This window comes from Streptomyces corynorhini (assembly GCF_003346515.1).
GTDB classification, from domain to species: Bacteria; Actinomycetota; Actinomycetes; order Streptomycetales; family Streptomycetaceae; genus Streptomyces; species Streptomyces corynorhini.
On sequence record NZ_QQNA01000027.1, the window covers coordinates 1 to 16,063 of the forward strand.

Here is a 16,063-nt window from a genome sequence, read left to right on the forward strand (position 1 = left end):
GGCCGCCCGGACGGCCTCCAGCGCGCCGGGCGCGCCCTCCTCCCGCACCAGCCAGGTGACCCGGGCGTCGGCGGCGGTGCGCAGCGGCGACCGGCGACCGCTGCGCACCGCCGCCGACGCCCGGGTCACCTGGCTGGTGCGGGAGGAGGGCGCGCCCGGCGCGCTGGAGGCCGTCCGGGCGGCCTCGCCGCGCGGCAGCGCGCCGTACGCGTGGATCGCCGGGGAGTCGGGCACGGTCAAGGAGTTGCGCCGCCATCTGGTGCGCGAGCGCGAACTCGACCGGCGGCGCGTCACGTTCGTCGGCTACTGGCGCCGCGGGCTGAGCGAGGAGCAGCTGCGCGAGCGGGCCGCGGCGGGCGCCGGGGCCGCGTAACGGCCCTGTGAAACGGATGTGTCAGGTGAGCGACAAGAGTCACACTCCGGCCGCGTTGAGTAATGAAGTTAGGTTAGGCTAACTTAACTTCCACGTCGCGCTCCCGCCCTCATCCCTGTCCCTGGGAGCGCGACGACACCCCCACATCCGGGAGGACCTTGATGCGTGCGCACCTGCTCAATGACGCGACGGCGGAGCGTTACCGACGCTCCGTCACCGAGGGAGTCGAGCGGGTGGCGGACCGTATCGCCACGACGCGCAAGCCGTTCAGCGGAGTCACACCCGACGTGCTGGCCCCCGTCGTCGACGCCGTCGATCTCGACCGGCCGCTGGGCGACGCCTCGGCCGCGCTGGACGAGCTGGAGCGCGTCTATCTGCGTGACGCGGTCTACTTCCACCACCCCCGCTACCTCGCCCACCTCAACTGCCCCGTCGTCATACCCGCCCTCCTCGGCGAAGCGGTCCTCTCGGCCGTCAACTCCTCGCTCGACACCTGGGACCAGAGCGCCGGCGGCACCCTGATCGAGCGCAAACTGATCGACTGGACCACCGCCAGGATCGGTCTCGGCGCCGGCGCCGACGGCGTCTTCACCAGCGGCGGCACCCAGTCCAACCTGCAGGCCCTGCTGCTCGCCCGCGAGGAGGCCAAGTCCGACGAGCCGACGAAACTGCGCGTCTTCGCCTCCGAGTGCAGCCACTTCAGCGTCCAGAAGTCGGCCACGCTGCTCGGGCTCGGCCCCGACGCCGTGGTCTCCGTACCCTGCGACCGCGACAAGCGCATGCAGACCGTCGCCCTCGCCGCCGAGCTGGAGCGCTGCCGCGCCGAGGGACTGACCCCGATGGCCGTCGTCGCCACCGCGGGCACCACCGACTTCGGCTCCATCGACCCGCTGCCCGAGATCGCCGCGCTCTGCGAGCAGTACGACACCTGGCTGCACGTCGACGCGGCGTACGGCTGCGGACTGCTCGCCTCCCCCACCCGGCGCGCTCTGCTGTCCGGCATCGAGCACGCCGACTCCGTCACCGTCGACTACCACAAGTCCTTCTTCCAGCCGGTGAGTTCCTCGGCAGTGCTGGTACGGGACGGAGCCACCCTGCGCCACGCCACGTACCACGCGGACTACCTCAACCCGCGCCGGACGATCGAGGAGCGCATCCCCAACCAGGTCGACAAGTCGCTCCAGACGACCCGCCGCTTCGACGCCCTCAAACTGTGGATGACCCTGCGCGTGATGGGCGCGGACGGCATCGGCGAACTCTTCGACGAGGTCTGCGACCTGGCCGCCGAGGGCTGGCAGCTGCTCGCCGCCGACCCGCGCTACGACGTCGTCGTGGAGCCCAGCCTCTCCACCCTCGTCTTCCGCTACATCCCCGAGCGCATCACCAGCCCCAGCGAGATCGACCGGGCCAATCTCCACGCCCGCAAGGCCCTCTTCGCCTCCGGCGAGGCGGTGGTCGCCGGGACCTCCGTCGGCGGCCGTCAGTACCTGAAGTTCACCCTGCTCAACCCCGAGACCACCGTGCGGGACATCGCCGCCGTCCTCGATCTGATCGCCGGCCACGCCGAGCAGTACCTGGGAGAGAACCTTGTCCACGCGTCCTGACCACCGCGCGCCGAACGCGCCCTACGACTTCGTCGGCATCGGACTCGGTCCGTTCAATCTCGGTCTCGCCTGTCTGACCGAGCCCATATCCGAACTCGACGGGGTCTTCCTGGAGTCCAAACCGGACTTCGAATGGCACTCGGGGATGTTCCTCGAAGGCGCCCATCTCCAGACCCCGTTCCTCTCCGACCTGGTCACGCTGGCCGACCCGACCTCGCCGTACTCCTTCCTCAACTACCTCAAGGAGTCCGGGCGGCTGTACTCGTTCTACATCCGCGAGAACTTCTATCCGCTGCGCGTCGAGTACAACGACTACTGCCGCTGGGCCGCCGCGAGACTCTCCAACGTGCGCTTCGACCGGACGGTGACATCGGTCTCGTACGACGAGAGCGACGAGCTGTACGAGATCACGGCCGGGGACGAGACCTACCGCGCCCGGCACCTCGTGCTGGGCACCGGCACCCCGCCCCACGTGCCGGAGTCCTGCCGCGGCCTGGGCGGCGACTTCCTGCACAACTCCCGCTACGTCCAGGGCAAGGCGGAGCTGCAGAAGAAGGACTCCATCACCCTCGTCGGCAGCGGGCAGAGCGCGGCGGAGATCTACTACGACCTGCTCTCCGAGAGCGACGTCCACGGCTACCGGCTGAACTGGATCACCCGCTCCGCGCGGTTCTTCCCCCTCGAATACACCAAGCTCACCCTGGAGATGACCTCCCCGGAGTACATCGACTACTTCCACGCGCTGCCGGAGGCCACCCGCTACCGGCTGGAGGCGGGCCAGAAGGGCCTGTTCAAGGGCATCGACTCGGAGCTGATCAACGAGATCTTCGACCTGCTCTACCAGAAGAACATCACGGGCCCGGTGAACACCCGGCTGATCGCCAACACCGCGCTGCGCTCCGCGTCGTACGCCGACGGCCGGTACACGCTGGGGCTGCGCCAGGAGGAGCAGGAGCGGGACTTCTCGCTCACCACCCAGGGGCTGGTCCTCGCCACCGGCTACAAGTACGTCACCCCGGCGTTCCTGGAGCCGGTCGCGGACCGGCTGCGCCTCGACGGGCAGGGCCGCTTCGACGTCGCCCGCAACTACAGCATCGACACGACCGGACGCGGGGTCTTCCTGCAGAACGCCGGGGTGCACACGCACAGCATCACCTCGCCCGACCTGGGCATGGGCCCGTACCGCAACGCGTACATCATCGGCGAGCTGCTGGGGCGCGCGTACTACCCGGTGGAGAAGGCCATCGCGTTCCAGGAGTTCTCCGCCCCGGAGGGCGATGTCATATGAACGAGCCCAGGACCGGGACCGAGGAGATCCTGTACGGGCGTACCGACGAGCGGCTGGGCCGCTTCGAGGTACGCGCCGTCGACCCGTTCCGCGACGCGGAGCTGCTGCACAGCTGGGTCACCCACCCCAAGGCCGCCTACTGGCTGATGCAGGACGCCTCACTGCCCGACGTCGAGCGCGAGTACATGTCGATCGCCGCCGCGGGCAACCACGACGCCTACCTCGGCCTCCACGAGGGCGCGCCCGCCTTCCTCGTCGAGCGCTACAACCCGGCGGAGGTGGAGCTGAAGGGGCTGTACGACGCGCTCCCCGGCGATATCGGGATGCACTTCCTCGTCGCGCCGGTCGACACCGGGCGGCGGCTGCACGGCTTCACCCTGGCCGTGATCACCACGGTGCTTGAGCTGCTGTTCGACGATCCCGCCGTGGACCGCGTGGTCGTCGAGCCCGATGTCCGCAACACCGCCGTGCACGCCCTCAACGAGGCCGTCGGCTTCCAGGTCGTGGAGAAACTCGCGAAGCCGGAGAAGGACGCCCTGCTGAGCGTGTGTACGCGTGAGATGTTCCTGACCGCACGAGGAGTCACCCGATGAGCCGACCGACCCACCCCACCGATGTGACCGGCAGCGTCGCGCATCTGACCCCCGAGCGCTGGGAACAGGCGGGCGCGCTGCTGATCCGCAAAGCCCTCGCCGAGTTCTCCCACGAGCGCATCCTCACCCCGGAGCCGCTGGGCGAGGACCGCTACCGGGTGCTGAGCGACGACGGCGCGACCGAGTACCGCTTCACCGCGCGCCGGTTCGCCCTCGACCACTGGCAGGTCCCCGCCGCCTCGATCGAGCGCCGCCGCGCGCAGGAGCGGCTCCCGCTGGACGCGCTGGACTTCTTCATCGAGCTGCGCGAGACGCTCGGGCTCTCCGCCGCGATCCTGCCGGTCTATCTGGAGGAGATCTCCTCCACGCTGGCGGGCACGGCGTACAAACTCACCAAGAAGCCCGTGACCTCGGCGGAGCTGGCCACCGCCGGGTTCCAGGAGATCGAGACGGGGATGACCGAGGGCCACCCCTGCTTCGTCGCCAACAACGGACGGCTCGGCTTCGGCGTCGACGAGTACCGCGCGTACGCCCCGGAGACCGCGAGCCCGCTGCGGCTCGTGTGGCTCGCGGCCCGCCGCGACCGCGCCACCTTCACGGCCGGAGCCGGGCTCGACTACGCGTCGCTGATCCGCGAGGAGCTGTCGGCCGCGACCAGGGAGCGGTTCGACACGGTCCTGCTCGGGCAGGGCCTCGACCCGGACGACTTCCTCCTGATCCCGGTGCACCCCTGGCAGTGGTGGAACAAACTGTCGGTGACCTTCGCCGCCGAGCTGGGCCGCCGCCACCTGGTCTGCCTCGGCGAGAGCGACGACGCGTATCTGGCCCAGCAGTCGATCCGTACGTTCTTCAACACGAGCGACCCGGCCAAGCACTACGTCAAAACCGCGCTCTCCGTCCTCAACATGGGCTTCATGCGCGGCCTGTCCGCCGCCTACATGGAGGCCACGCCCGCCATCAACGACTGGCTCGCGGGCCTGATCGAGAGCGACGACGTGCTGCGGGCGGCCCGCTTCTCGATCATCCGGGAACGCGCGGCCATCGGCTACCACCACCGCCAGTACGAGGCGGCCACCGCCAAGGGCTCCCCGTATCTGAAAATGCTGGCCGCGCTCTGGCGCGAGAGCCCCGTACCGTCGCTGAAGGGGCGTGAACGGCTCGCCACCATGGCGTCGCTGCTCCACGTCGACCGGGAGGGCGGCTCCTTCGCGGGCGCGCTGATCGCCGAGTCGGGGCTCACGCCGGAGGAGTGGCTGCGCCGCTACCTGGACGCGTACCTCGTACCGGTGCTGCACTCCTTCTACGCCTACGACCTGGTGTTCATGCCGCACGGCGAGAACGTCATCCTGGTCATCGAGGACGGCGCCGTCCAGCGGGCGATCTTCAAGGACATCGCCGAGGAGATCGCGGTGATGGACCCGGACGCGGTGGTGCCGCCGGCCGTCGAGCGCATCCGCGCGGAGGTCCCCGAGGACATGAAGATCCTCTCGGTCTTCACCGACGTCTTCGACTGCTTCTTCCGCTTCCTGAGCGCGGAGCTGGTCTCGGACGGGGCGCTGCCCGACGAGGAGACGTTCTGGCGGGCGGTCGCCGACTGCGTACGGCGCTACCAGGCGTCCACGCCGCAGCTCGCGGACAAGTTCCGGCAGTACGACCTGTTCGCGGACGCGTTCGCGCTCTCCTGCCTCAACCGGCTCCAGCTGCGCAACAACGAGCAGATGGTCGACATCACGGACCCGGCGGGCGCGCTCCAGCTCGTCGGCACGCTGGACAACCCGATCGCGCGGTTCGCGGGCCCGGCGTAGGAACCGTACGAGCGGTACGGGACGGCGCGAGCGGTACGAGCCGGGCGGGCGTCGGAAGTTTGGCAGAGCTTCCGATGCCCGCCCTTCGGCCGTCCCGGCCCTGGGAGAATCACCGCATGGCGGAAATCATCCAGCAGGACGGCACCTGGACCTTCGACGGGGACACGGTCCGTATCGTGCCCGGCCGCGACAAGAACGTGAGCCCGCTGCGCACCACCATCGGCGAGATCGCCGTACCGCTCCAGGCCCTGGCGGGGATCTCCTTCGAGCCCGGACGCACATCCGGGCGGCTGCGGCTGCGGCTGCGGGACGGCGCCGACCCGCTGCTCCAGGTCGCGAGCGGCGGGCTGCCGGACGGCGTGGACCCGTACCGGCTGACCGTGGAGAGCGACCGTACGGGCGTCGCCGAGTACCTGGTGGACGAGGTCCGCAACGCCCTGCTGCTCGACGGCGTGGACCCCGGGCCCGTGGACCGCTACCTGCTGCCGGGGCCCGCGCTGCCGATCACGGTCGCCGCGGGCGACGCGACCGTCACCTTCGACGGCGAGTCGATCAGACTGGAGTGGAACTGGAAGACCGAGAGCGCGAAGTCCTCCGGTGGCCCGCGCACCCTGGCGCTCGGCCAGGTGCGCGGCGTGGAGTGGCGGCCGAACGCGGGGCTGGAGAACGGCTCGCTGCGCTTCCTGGTCGCCGGCGCTCCGCCCGCGACACCGCCGAAGTACGACCCGAACGCGGTGGAGCTGTGGGGGTTCAAGAAGGATCCGCTGATGGCCCTGGCCGGGGCGGCGGTGCTGGCGCGGCTGCCGCACCCGCGCGCGGGCCGGACGCCGGACCCGGCGGGGACAGCCCTGGCGGCGGGGGCGACGGGGACAGCGGGCACTGCGGGGACAGCGGGCACTGCGGGGACAGGGGGGACTGCGGGGACTGCGGAGGACGCCCCGGCCGGTGGGGACGACCATGACGCGCTGCTGCGCAGACTGCGGGAGCTGGGCGAGCTGCATCAGTCGGGGATCCTGACCGCCGAGGAGTTCACCGCCGCCAAACAGGCCGTCCTCGGCAGACTCCAAGGATGAATCCTGCCCGATTCCGGGCAGGATTCTTGCAAACACCCGAGTCGCCCAGCAATATCAACGGGTGCCCGAACGCCGTCCGCCGTACGACGACCTCATCGACCATCTGGTCCGCTCCACCGCGCTCCAGCGCGGCGAGGCCGCCCGGGTGGTGCTCGACGTACTGGCGTACTTCGACGAGACGACCGAGGAGTTCGTACGCCGCCGCCACCGCGAGATGCAGTCGGGCGGCGGCACGAACGCGGAGATCTTCGAACGCATCGCCGCCGAGCTGCCGCACCGCGCCGTGGCGCCGCCGGAGCTGTCGCTGCGGCAGCTGCGCCGCATCGTCTACGGCTGAGGAGCACCGGACACGCGGCGCCGGGCCCACGGGGCCGGAGTCACGAGGCCGGGAGTCACGGCGGCGGGAGTCACGGCGGCGGGTAGACGGCACCGGGCAGGAACATCCACCAGGAGGGGCAGAGACTGTATGTGCGGAATCGTCGGATACATCGGCAAGCGTGATGTGGCACCACTGCTGCTGGAGGGACTCCAGCGACTGGAGTACCGGGGCTACGACTCGGCGGGCCTCGTCATCACCGGCAAGCCGGCCGCGGGCAAGGCCACCACGCTGAAGATGGTCAAGGCCAAGGGCCGGGTCCGCGAGCTGGAGGCCCGGGTCCCCAAGCGCTTCACCGGCACCACCGGCATCGCGCACACCCGCTGGGCCACCCACGGCGCCCCGAGCGACGAGAACGCCCATCCGCACATGGACCCCGAGTCCAAGGTCGCCCTCGTCCACAACGGCATCATCGACAACGCCTCCGAGCTGCGCGTGAAGCTGGAGGCGGACGGGGTGGTGTTCCTCTCCGAGACGGACACCGAGGTGCTGACCCACCTCATCGCCCGCTCGCAGGCCCCGACCCTGGAGGAAAAGGTCCGTCAGGCGCTCCAGCTGATCGAGGGCACGTACGGCATCGCCGTCATGCACGCGGAGTTCCCGGACCGTATCGTCGTCGCCCGCAACGGCTCCCCGGTCGTGCTCGGCATCGGCGAGAAGGAGATGTTCGTCGCCTCCGACGTGGCGGCGCTGGTCTCCCACACCCGCCAGGTCGTGACGCTGGACGACGGCGAGATGGCCACGCTCAAGGCCGACGACTTCCGTACGTACACCACCGAGGGCTCGACCACCTCGGCCACGCCGACCACCGTGGAGTGGGAGGCCGAGTCGTACGACATGGGCGGCCACGACACGTACATGCACAAGGAGATCTCGGAGCAGGCCGACGCCGTGGACCGGGTGCTGCGCGGCCGGATCGACGACCGGTTCTCCACCGTGCACCTGGGCGGCCTCAACCTGGACGCCCGCGAGGCGCGCGGGGTGCGCCGGATCAAGATCCTGGGCTGCGGCACCTCGTACCACGCGGGCCTGATCGGGGCCCAGTTGATCGAGGAGCTGGCCCGTATCCCCGCCGACGCCGAGCCGGCCTCGGAGTTCCGCTACCGCAATCCGGTCGTGGATCCCGACACGCTGTACGTCGCGGTGTCCCAGTCCGGTGAGACGTACGACGTACTGGCGGCGGTGCAGGAGCTGAAGCGCAAGGGCGCGCGCGTGCTCGGGGTGGTGAACGTCGTCGGTTCCGCGATCGCCCGGGAGACCGACGGCGGGGTGTACGTGCACGCGGGCCCCGAGGTCTGCGTCGTCTCCACCAAGTGCTTCACCAACACCGTCGTCTCGTTCGCGCTGCTGGCGCTGCACCTGGGCCGGATCCGGGACCTGTCGGTCGCGGACGGCAAGCGGATCATCGCGGGACTGCGCAGGCTGCCCGCGCAGATCGCCGAGATCCTGGAGACGGAGGGGGACATCGAGAAGCTGGCGGAGCGGTACGCGCAGGCCAGTTCGATGATGTTCATCGGCCGGGTGCGCGGCTATCCGGTGGCGCTGGAGGCGTCGCTGAAGCTCAAGGAGATCTCGTACATCCACGCCGAGGCGTACCCGGCCTCGGAGTTGAAGCACGGGCCGCTCGCCCTGATCGAGCCGGCGCTGCCGACGATCGCGATCGTGCCGGACGACGACCTGCTGGAGAAGAACCGGGCGGCGCTGGAGGAGATCAAGGCGCGCAGCGGGCCGATCCTGGCGGTGGCGCATCAGCCGCAGGAGAAGGCCGACCACACGATCGTCGTACCGAAGAACGAGACGGAGCTGGACCCGATCCTGATGGGCATCCCGCTCCAGCTGCTGGCGTACCACACGGCGCTGGCGCTGGGCCGGGACATCGACAAGCCGCGCAACCTCGCGAAGTCCGTGACGGTGGAGTAGCGGAGCGGCGGGACAGTCGAGCGACGGGTGAGAGCGCCCCCAGCGCGTGCCACCCGTCACACTGGGGGCGCTCTCCGGAAGGGGCCGGTGCTTGCCCGAGCACCGGCCCGCGGCTGTCTGGCACCTTTCCCGTACCTCTCAGCGGCCGTTATGTACCCTTCACAAGCGCGCAATGCACCTCTACGCGTGAGTAAATTCACCTGCGGGGTACGGAAGTTGACGCGAACTCGGCGGATTGGGCGCATTCGGGGGGCGCGTGGTGGCACACAGAGCGCACCCGACGCGCGGCAGGCGCCGCCGGATACGGGGCCGCATCCGGGGCCGGATACGAACCGCCGGATACGAACGGCCGGGTCCGGGGCACCGGTACGAGGCGCCGGGTGCGGGACGGGGGCGGGTTACGGAGTACCGCCGGTTACGGGATGACGACGACCGGCCGCTGCGCACGCCGCGCGAGCCGTCCCGCGACCGAGCCGAAGATCCGCCCGACGATGCCGTGCGTGGACCCGACGACGATCGCGTCCGCCGAGTACTCCTGGCCGACTTCTTCCAGTTCGTGGCAGATGTCGCCGCCGCGCTCGACCAGGATCCAGGGCACTTCCGCGAGGTAGTCGGCGCAGGCCAGCTCCAGGCCGAGCACCTCGGTGCGGTGGTCGGGGACGTCCACGAACACGGGGGGCTCGCAGCCCGCCCAGACCGTGGTCGGGAGCCGGTTGGCGACATGGACGATGATCAGACCGGAACCGAGCCGTCTGGCCATGCCGATGGCGTAGGCGAGAGCCCGCTCGCTGGACGTCGAGCCGTCGAAACCGACGACCACTCCGTGCATGAAGGCGGGATCGCAGGAGGCGTGGGTCTGTTCCGCCGGCTGGAGATCCGACAGGGGGTCGGCTACCTGCTTGCGGTCTGCGGGTTCTGGGATTTCGTGACCGGCCATGGGTATCTCGGCGAAGGAGGTCCTCGTGGGAAGGATCAACAGGGGGCGTGGCGGGAGCTGCTGTGTCCGGGAATCATCTTCCCAACCCCATACCCCGAAGGGTACGGCGACACTCCTCTCCTGCCCAGAGCCCGGCGCCTCACACGCTGGCGTTCCAGGGAGCATGCACGAGCCCACGCGGGAGCGCAATGCCGGATGCCCTCTACAGCATTCCGGACGGAGGGGCCGTATCGTTCCGTTTCCCGTTGGCCAACGGTCACCTCGCGGCCCCCAGGCGGCCCCCGCGTCCGCACCACCGCCCACCCCGGTCCCGCCGGGCCGCCATCGCCGCACGGTCCGCCGGGGCGCCCCAGGGGCCCCGCAGGGCCCCCATGGGCCCCGTGGACGCCCGCGGGGCGGCTGGCGGGACCCCGGAGGGGTTCAGGCGCGGCCGGGGCCCGCATACGGCCGTACGCCGGTCCGCGCACACCCCGGCACGACCCCGCACGCCGGAGGCGCCGCCGCACGCAACGCCCCACGCCGGATCCGGAGCGTCCAGAAGTCGCCAATCCGGGAGGGCGTGAAGCGCGGATCGCGGGGTGTCCGGGGGCGCTCGGCGCCATGCCGCGTCGCGCGATGGCCCTGGGAGCGCCGCGGCTCGCGCGTACGTGAGGGAAGTGCGCCGGGGGACTCAGGGCGCCCCTGAGACACACCCAACACTTTTCGGCCAACTTCGCACTTGAGCAGAACCTTTGGTGAAATGGCCTGCCAACCCCCTTGCCACCAGGGAAGAAAGGACCGCTACCGTCGTCCGCACCCTACGGGGACGGGCCATGCGCGTGAGGCCCACTTCCACTCTCGGCTTCCGAGTGGAACGCTTCGTGATCGAATGCTTCGCGCCAAGTTGCCTTGTCGACATAGCGCCGGTTGGGGAACTTGTCACGCCGGCACCACGGGACACAGTAGATTCGATCATGAGTATCGACGGCTGGGGACCCGTGCAGAACCGAGGGGAATCGTGCAGGAGCGAAAGGCCCGACAAGAACGGGGAGACGCGAACACCGAGGGGGGCTTAGCACCATGAGCCAGGACTCCACTGCCGCACCGGAGTCAGTACGGAAGCTTTCCGGGCGTCGACGCCGGGAAGTCGTCGCCGTGCTGCTCTTCAGCGGCGGCCCCATCTTCGAGAGCTCCATCCCGCTCTCCGTGTTCGGAATCGACCGCCAGGACGCCGGGGTTCCCCGCTACCGCCTGCTCGTCTGCGGCGGGGAGGACGGACCGCTGCGCACCACGGGCGGGCTCGAACTCACCGCGCCGTACGGCCTGGAGGCGATCAGCAGGGCCGGCACCGTGGTCGTACCGGCATGGCGGTCGATCACGTCACCGCCACCGCCGGAGGCGCTGGACGCGCTGCGTCGCGCGCATGAGGAAGGCGCAAGGATCGTCGGTCTGTGCACCGGCGCGTTCGTGCTCGCCGCGGCCGGTCTGCTGGACGGCCGCCCGGCCACCACGCACTGGATGTACGCGCCGACGCTCGCCAAGCGCTATCCGTCCGTACACGTGGATCCGAGAGAGCTGTTCGTGGATGACGGCGATGTACTCACGTCCGCCGGTACGGCGGCCGGAATCGATCTGTGCCTGCATATAGTCCGGACGGATCACGGCGCCGAGGCCGCGGGCGCGCTCGCGCGCAGACTCGTCGTACCGCCCCGGCGCAGCGGCGGTCAGGAGCGCTATCTGGACAGGTCTTTACCGGAGGAGATCGGCTCCGACCCGCTCGCCGAGGTCGTGGCCTGGGCGCTGGAGCATCTGCACGAGCAGTTCGACGTGGAGACGCTGGCCGCCCGCGCGTACATGAGCCGCCGGACCTTCGACCGCCGGTTCAGGTCGCTGACCGGGAGCGCGCCGCTCCAGTGGCTGATCACCCAGCGGGTGCTTCAGGCACAGCGGCTGCTGGAGACCTCCGACTACTCGGTCGACGAGGTCGCGGGCCGCTGCGGCTTCCGCTCCCCGGTGGCGCTGCGCGGGCACTTCCGGCGCCAGCTCGGCTCCTCCCCCGCGGCCTACCGGTCCGCCTACCGGGCCAGGCGCCCGCAGGGCGATCCGATGCCGCCGGGGGTCATGGAGTCGGTCGTCCCCGCGCAGTCGTCGCCGCACACCCGGCGGACGGCTCCGTCGGGCACGCCGGGCCACGGTCCTGGCCATGGTCACGGGCCCGGCCACGCGTCCGGTCCCGGGCCGCTGCCGGACCACTCGAAACCCGGTTCGGACATGTACGCAACAGGTCCGGGCCGTCCGAGTCTGCCCGGCCAGCGGAGCGCACCGTAGGGTAAGGCGCATGAACGATCGAATGGTGTGGATCGACTGCGAGATGACCGGGCTCTCGTTGACGGACGACGCACTCATCGAGGTGGCCGCGCTGGTCACCGACTCGGAGCTGAACGTGCTCGGTGAAGGGGTGGACATCGTGATCCGCCCGCCGGACGCTGCGCTGGAGACCATGCCCGAGGTGGTGCGGCAGATGCACACCACCTCGGGGCTCCTCGACGAGCTGGCGGGCGGCACCACGCTCGCCGCCGCCGAGGAGCAGGTCCTGGCGTACGTGCGCGAGCACGTGAAGGAGCCGGGCAAGGCCCCGCTGTGCGGAAACACGGTCGGCACCGACCGCGGCTTCCTGCTGCGCGACATGGCGACGCTGGAGGGCTACCTCCACTACCGGATCGTGGACGTCTCCTCGATCAAGGAGCTGGCCCGCCGCTGGTACCCGCGCGCCTACTTCAACAGCCCCGAGAAGAGCGGCAACCACCGCGCCCTGGCCGACATCCGCGAATCCATCGCGGAGCTGCGCTACTACCGCGAGGCGGTCTTCGTACCGCAGCCGGGCCCGGACTCCGACACGGCGAAGCAGATCGCGGCGAAGCACGTGCTGCGGGCGGAGTGACGCCGGGCCGACACGGGCGCGAGGCCGGTGTGAGCGCGCCGGCAGGGCGCTCTTGAGCCTGGTGCGAGCACCCTCGTGGACCCTGTACACTTTTTCTCGGCCGGTCAGGGAAAAAGACCGGGCGTGGTGGGTATAGCTCAGCTGGTAGAGCACCTGGTTGTGGTCCAGGATGTCGCGGGTTCAAGTCCCGTTACTCACCCTTGAAGATCGGGGCCCGACCTGCGGAAAGCAGGTCGGGCCCCGATCGTTTCCGGACCGCGGCGGGCCGCCGGGACCCGCCGCGTGGGCGGCGGTGGCGGCCCGGCCGCGGGTTCCGTTCCGACGGTCAGTCCTCGAAGCGCCGCTTGCGCGCGTGGGTTCGCGCCTTCATCCGGTTGCCGCAGGCCGCCATGGAACACCACCGGGCGGTCCCGGGCCGACTGTGATCGACGAGGAACAGATTGCACTCCTCGTTCGCGCAGGCCCGCAGCCGTCGCGGCAGCTCCGCGGTGACGCGCGACCACGCGAGTACGACGCGCACCGCGAGCGCCTCCTCCGGCGCCGTCTCCAACTGCCAGGAGACCCCTTCCGCCGAGACGGCGGGGCGAAGCCGAGCCCGGTCGAGCGCGGTGGCGAGGCCGCCGATGTCCGCGGGCGCCCCCCGGATCAGCTGATGCAGCGTGTCGCGTATCAGGCGCAGACGGCCGCACTCCTCACGCGTGCCGCCCCCTCCCAGCGCCCGTATCCACTCCCCCGCGCCCTCCCCGCTCAGTACGTCCGCCGGGCGCCCGTCGATCACCGGCGCGCTGTTGAGCACGGCGAGCAGCAGATCCTCGTCCTCGACCACGGCTCTCTCCTTGACACCTCATACGCCCCTGTGCATGATGAGCATAGCCTAACCGGTTAAATCAATTTAAGGGGTTACCGTGGTTGCCGTTCACCACCGGACCGCCGAGGTCGGCGGCTTGACCGTCTTCTACCGGGAGGCGGGCCCCTCGGACGCGCCCGTCCTCCTCCTGCTGCACGGCTATCCGACGAGTTCGCACATGTTCCGGCATCTGATCCCGACGCTGGTCGGTCCCTACCGGGTGATCGCGCCCGACCACATCGGCTTCGGCCGCTCGTCGGCGCCCGACGTGGAGGACTTCCCCTACACCTTCGACGCCCTCGCCGAGGTGACGCGCGGCTTCCTGGCCGCCCTCGGCGTGGACCGCTACGCGCTCTACGTACAGGACTACGGCGCGCCCATCGGCTGGCGGCTCGCGCTGGCGTCCCCCGCGTCGGTGACCGGCGTCGTCTCGCAGAACGGCAACGCCTACGACGAAGGCTTCGTACCGGAGTTCTGGGCACCGGTCTGGGCCTACGGAGCGCGGCGCGACCCGGAGAACGAGGCGCGGCTGCGGCCCGCGCTGGGCCGGGAAGCCGTCGAGTGGCAGTACACCCACGGCGTCCCCGACCCCAGCCTGATCGATCCCGACGCCTGGGAGCACGACCTGGCGCTGCTCGCCCGGCCCGGCGTCGACCGCGCCCAGCTCGCCCTGTTCGGCGACTATGGCGGCAACCGCGCCCTGTACCCGGCGGTGCACGAGTGGCTGCGGTCCAGCCGCGTCCCCGTTCTCGCGATCTGGGGCCGCAACGACGAGATCTTCGGCCCGGCGGGCGCGGAGGCGTTCCGGCGCGACGCCCCGGACGCGGAGATCGTCCTGCTCGACGGCGGCCACTTCCTCCTGGAGAGCCACCTGGACGAGGTCGCCTCCGCCGTCGTCCGCTTCCGCCCGCGGGTACTCGGCGCACCGGCCGACGGGTGACCGGGGCCCAGGAGCGGGGCCCAGGACCGGGGCCGGGCGCCGTCGCCCCCGGCCTTTCCCGGCCGCCGACGTCGCGCGCGGGCGCGTCCCGGTGCGGCGGCCCGCCCCACCCGGACCCCGCTCAGTCCAACAAACGGATAAACAGTCGGCCCGCGCCGCCCGGTCCCTTGACACCCCTACAGGGACGGGCGACCCTTCAACACACATGGGAGCGCTCCCACCGTATCTGACCCATACATGCCCCGCACGTGGCCCGACCGCGCCGGATCCCCCCTCCCCGTCGCGAACGGCAGACCGGAGCAGTTGGCCGGGGGCCGGCACGCGTCGGTGCACTAGGAGGACGACCATGCGTACACGTACTCATTCGTCCCGCCGGATGGTGGCCCTGGTGGTCGCCGGCGTTCTCGGTGCGGGAGTGCTGGCCGGCTGTGCCGCGGACAGTGACGAACCCTCCGGCGGCGCGACGGCCGGAGAGGGCGGCGGGGGCAGGACCACGCTCACGGTGGGGGTCTTCGGCGCCTTCGGACTGAAAGAGGCCGGGCTCTACGACCAGTACATGAAGCTCCACAAGGACATCGTCATCAAGCAGACGTCCATCGAGCGCAACGAGAACTACTACCCGCAACTCCTCACCCATCTCGGCTCCGGCAGCGGACTCGCGGACATCCAGGCCGTCGAGGTCTCCAACATCGCCGAGGTCACCGCCACCCAGGCGGACAAACTGGTCGACCTCGGCAGGACGCGAGGCGTCCGGAAGGACAGCTTCCTGGCGTGGAAGTGGGCGCAGGCCACCGACCGGGCGGGGAAGACGATCGCGCTCGGCACCGATGTCGGCCCCGAGGGGATCTGCTACCGCAAGGACCTCTTCGCCGCGGCGGGGCTGCCCACCGACCGCGCGAAGGTCGGGGAGCTGTGGGCCGGGGACTGGCGGAAGTACCTGGAGACCGGGAAGAAGTTCAAGGCGAAGGCGCCGAGGGGAACGGCCTTCGTGGACTCGGCGAGCGGGGTGCTGGCCGCGATCACCGGCAGTGAGGCCAAGCGCTACTACGACGCGGACGGCAAGGTCGTTTACAAGACCAACCCGGCCGTGAAGCAGGCGTGGAACAGCGCCGCGGCCTTCGCGCAGGGCGGGCTGACGGCCAAGCTCCAGCAGTTCACCCCCTCCTGGGACCAGGGCTTTTCGAACAGCGCCTTCGCCACGATCTCCTGCCCCGCCTGGATGCTCGGCTACATCCAGGACAAGGCGGGCGAGGGCGGCAAGGACCGGTGGGACGTGGCCGCCGCACCCAGGCCCGGCAACTGGGGCGGCTCCTTCCTCGCCGTCCCGGAGGCAGGCGGGAACAAGGAGGCCGCCGCCGAGCTGGCCGCCTGGCTGACCGCGCCCGAA

At 70.5% G+C, this 16,063-nt stretch carries 14 protein-coding genes and 1 tRNA gene; 13 read left to right on the forward strand and 2 right to left on the reverse strand.

Annotated features, from left to right (window positions below):
• The 8 genes from DVH02_RS04685 to glmS all read left to right on the forward strand — a co-directional run.
• Window positions 1–373: siderophore-interacting protein (locus DVH02_RS04685; protein WP_147285997.1), on the forward strand; the 373-nt coding region annotated here is incomplete at its 5' end.
• Window positions 374–534: 161 nt separating this feature from the next.
• Complete coding sequence (locus DVH02_RS04690; protein WP_114622395.1) at window positions 535–1,977, forward strand: pyridoxal phosphate-dependent decarboxylase family protein; 1,443 nt, start codon at window positions 535–537, stop codon at window positions 1,975–1,977.
• Complete coding sequence (locus DVH02_RS04695; RefSeq protein WP_114622396.1) at window positions 1,961–3,265, forward strand: lysine N(6)-hydroxylase/L-ornithine N(5)-oxygenase family protein; 1,305 nt, start codon at window positions 1,961–1,963, stop codon at window positions 3,263–3,265. Before DVH02_RS04690 ends, DVH02_RS04695 begins: the two co-directional genes overlap by 17 nt.
• Window positions 3,262–3,858, forward strand: a complete 597-nt coding sequence (locus DVH02_RS04700) for a GNAT family N-acetyltransferase (protein WP_114622397.1) — start codon at window positions 3,262–3,264, stop codon at window positions 3,856–3,858. The genes DVH02_RS04695 and DVH02_RS04700 overlap by 4 nt, the downstream gene beginning before the upstream one ends.
• Window positions 3,855–5,663, forward strand: coding sequence for an IucA/IucC family protein (locus DVH02_RS04705; protein WP_114622398.1), 1,809 nt, complete (start codon window positions 3,855–3,857; stop codon window positions 5,661–5,663). The genes DVH02_RS04700 and DVH02_RS04705 overlap by 4 nt, the downstream gene beginning before the upstream one ends.
• A gap of 116 nt (window positions 5,664–5,779) precedes the next feature.
• Window positions 5,780–6,736, forward strand: a complete 957-nt coding sequence (locus DVH02_RS04710; RefSeq protein ID WP_114622399.1) for a DUF4429 domain-containing protein — start codon at window positions 5,780–5,782, stop codon at window positions 6,734–6,736.
• A gap of 61 nt (window positions 6,737–6,797) precedes the next feature.
• Window positions 6,798–7,073: a hypothetical protein gene (locus tag DVH02_RS04715; RefSeq protein ID WP_114622400.1), complete on the forward strand. Its 276-nt coding sequence runs from the start codon at window positions 6,798–6,800 to the stop codon at window positions 7,071–7,073.
• A 129-nt stretch (window positions 7,074–7,202) separates the two neighbouring features.
• A complete protein-coding gene (gene glmS, locus DVH02_RS04720; RefSeq protein ID WP_114622401.1) occupies window positions 7,203–9,032 on the forward strand; it encodes a glutamine--fructose-6-phosphate transaminase (isomerizing) in 1,830 nt (609 codons plus the stop codon).
• A 415-nt stretch (window positions 9,033–9,447) separates the two neighbouring features.
• On the opposite strand, the gene DVH02_RS04725 is transcribed toward glmS, so the two are convergent.
• Window positions 9,448–9,969 carry a universal stress protein gene (locus tag DVH02_RS04725; protein ID WP_114622402.1) on the reverse strand — a complete coding sequence of 174 codons (522 nt, stop codon included), beginning with the start codon at window positions 9,967–9,969 and terminating at the stop codon, window positions 9,448–9,450.
• 1,059 nt (window positions 9,970–11,028) lie between these two features.
• Between DVH02_RS04725 and DVH02_RS04730 the strand changes: the two genes are divergently transcribed.
• From DVH02_RS04730 to DVH02_RS04740, 3 genes are all read left to right on the forward strand, one after another.
• Complete coding sequence (locus DVH02_RS04730; RefSeq protein ID WP_114622403.1) at window positions 11,029–12,276, forward strand: GlxA family transcriptional regulator; 1,248 nt, start codon at window positions 11,029–11,031, stop codon at window positions 12,274–12,276.
• Window positions 12,277–12,286: 10 nt separating this feature from the next.
• Window positions 12,287–12,889 carry an oligoribonuclease gene (gene orn, locus DVH02_RS04735; protein WP_114622404.1) on the forward strand — a complete coding sequence of 201 codons (603 nt, stop codon included), beginning with the start codon at window positions 12,287–12,289 and terminating at the stop codon, window positions 12,887–12,889.
• A 126-nt stretch (window positions 12,890–13,015) separates the two neighbouring features.
• Window positions 13,016–13,088, forward strand: a tRNA-His gene (locus DVH02_RS04740).
• Between the two features lie 126 nt (window positions 13,089–13,214).
• Here the strand turns inward: DVH02_RS04740 and DVH02_RS04745 are convergent.
• Window positions 13,215–13,715, reverse strand: coding sequence for a CGNR zinc finger domain-containing protein (locus DVH02_RS04745; protein WP_114622405.1), 501 nt, complete (start codon window positions 13,713–13,715; stop codon window positions 13,215–13,217).
• A 79-nt stretch (window positions 13,716–13,794) separates the two neighbouring features.
• Between DVH02_RS04745 and DVH02_RS04750 the strand changes: the two genes are divergently transcribed.
• Window positions 13,795–14,676, forward strand: coding sequence for an alpha/beta fold hydrolase (locus tag DVH02_RS04750; protein ID WP_114622406.1), 882 nt, complete (start codon window positions 13,795–13,797; stop codon window positions 14,674–14,676).
• A 346-nt stretch (window positions 14,677–15,022) separates the two neighbouring features.
• Window positions 15,023–16,063, forward strand: a 1,041-nt coding sequence (locus DVH02_RS04755) for an ABC transporter substrate-binding protein (protein ID WP_233518037.1), incomplete at its 3' end; no start/stop codon positions are given.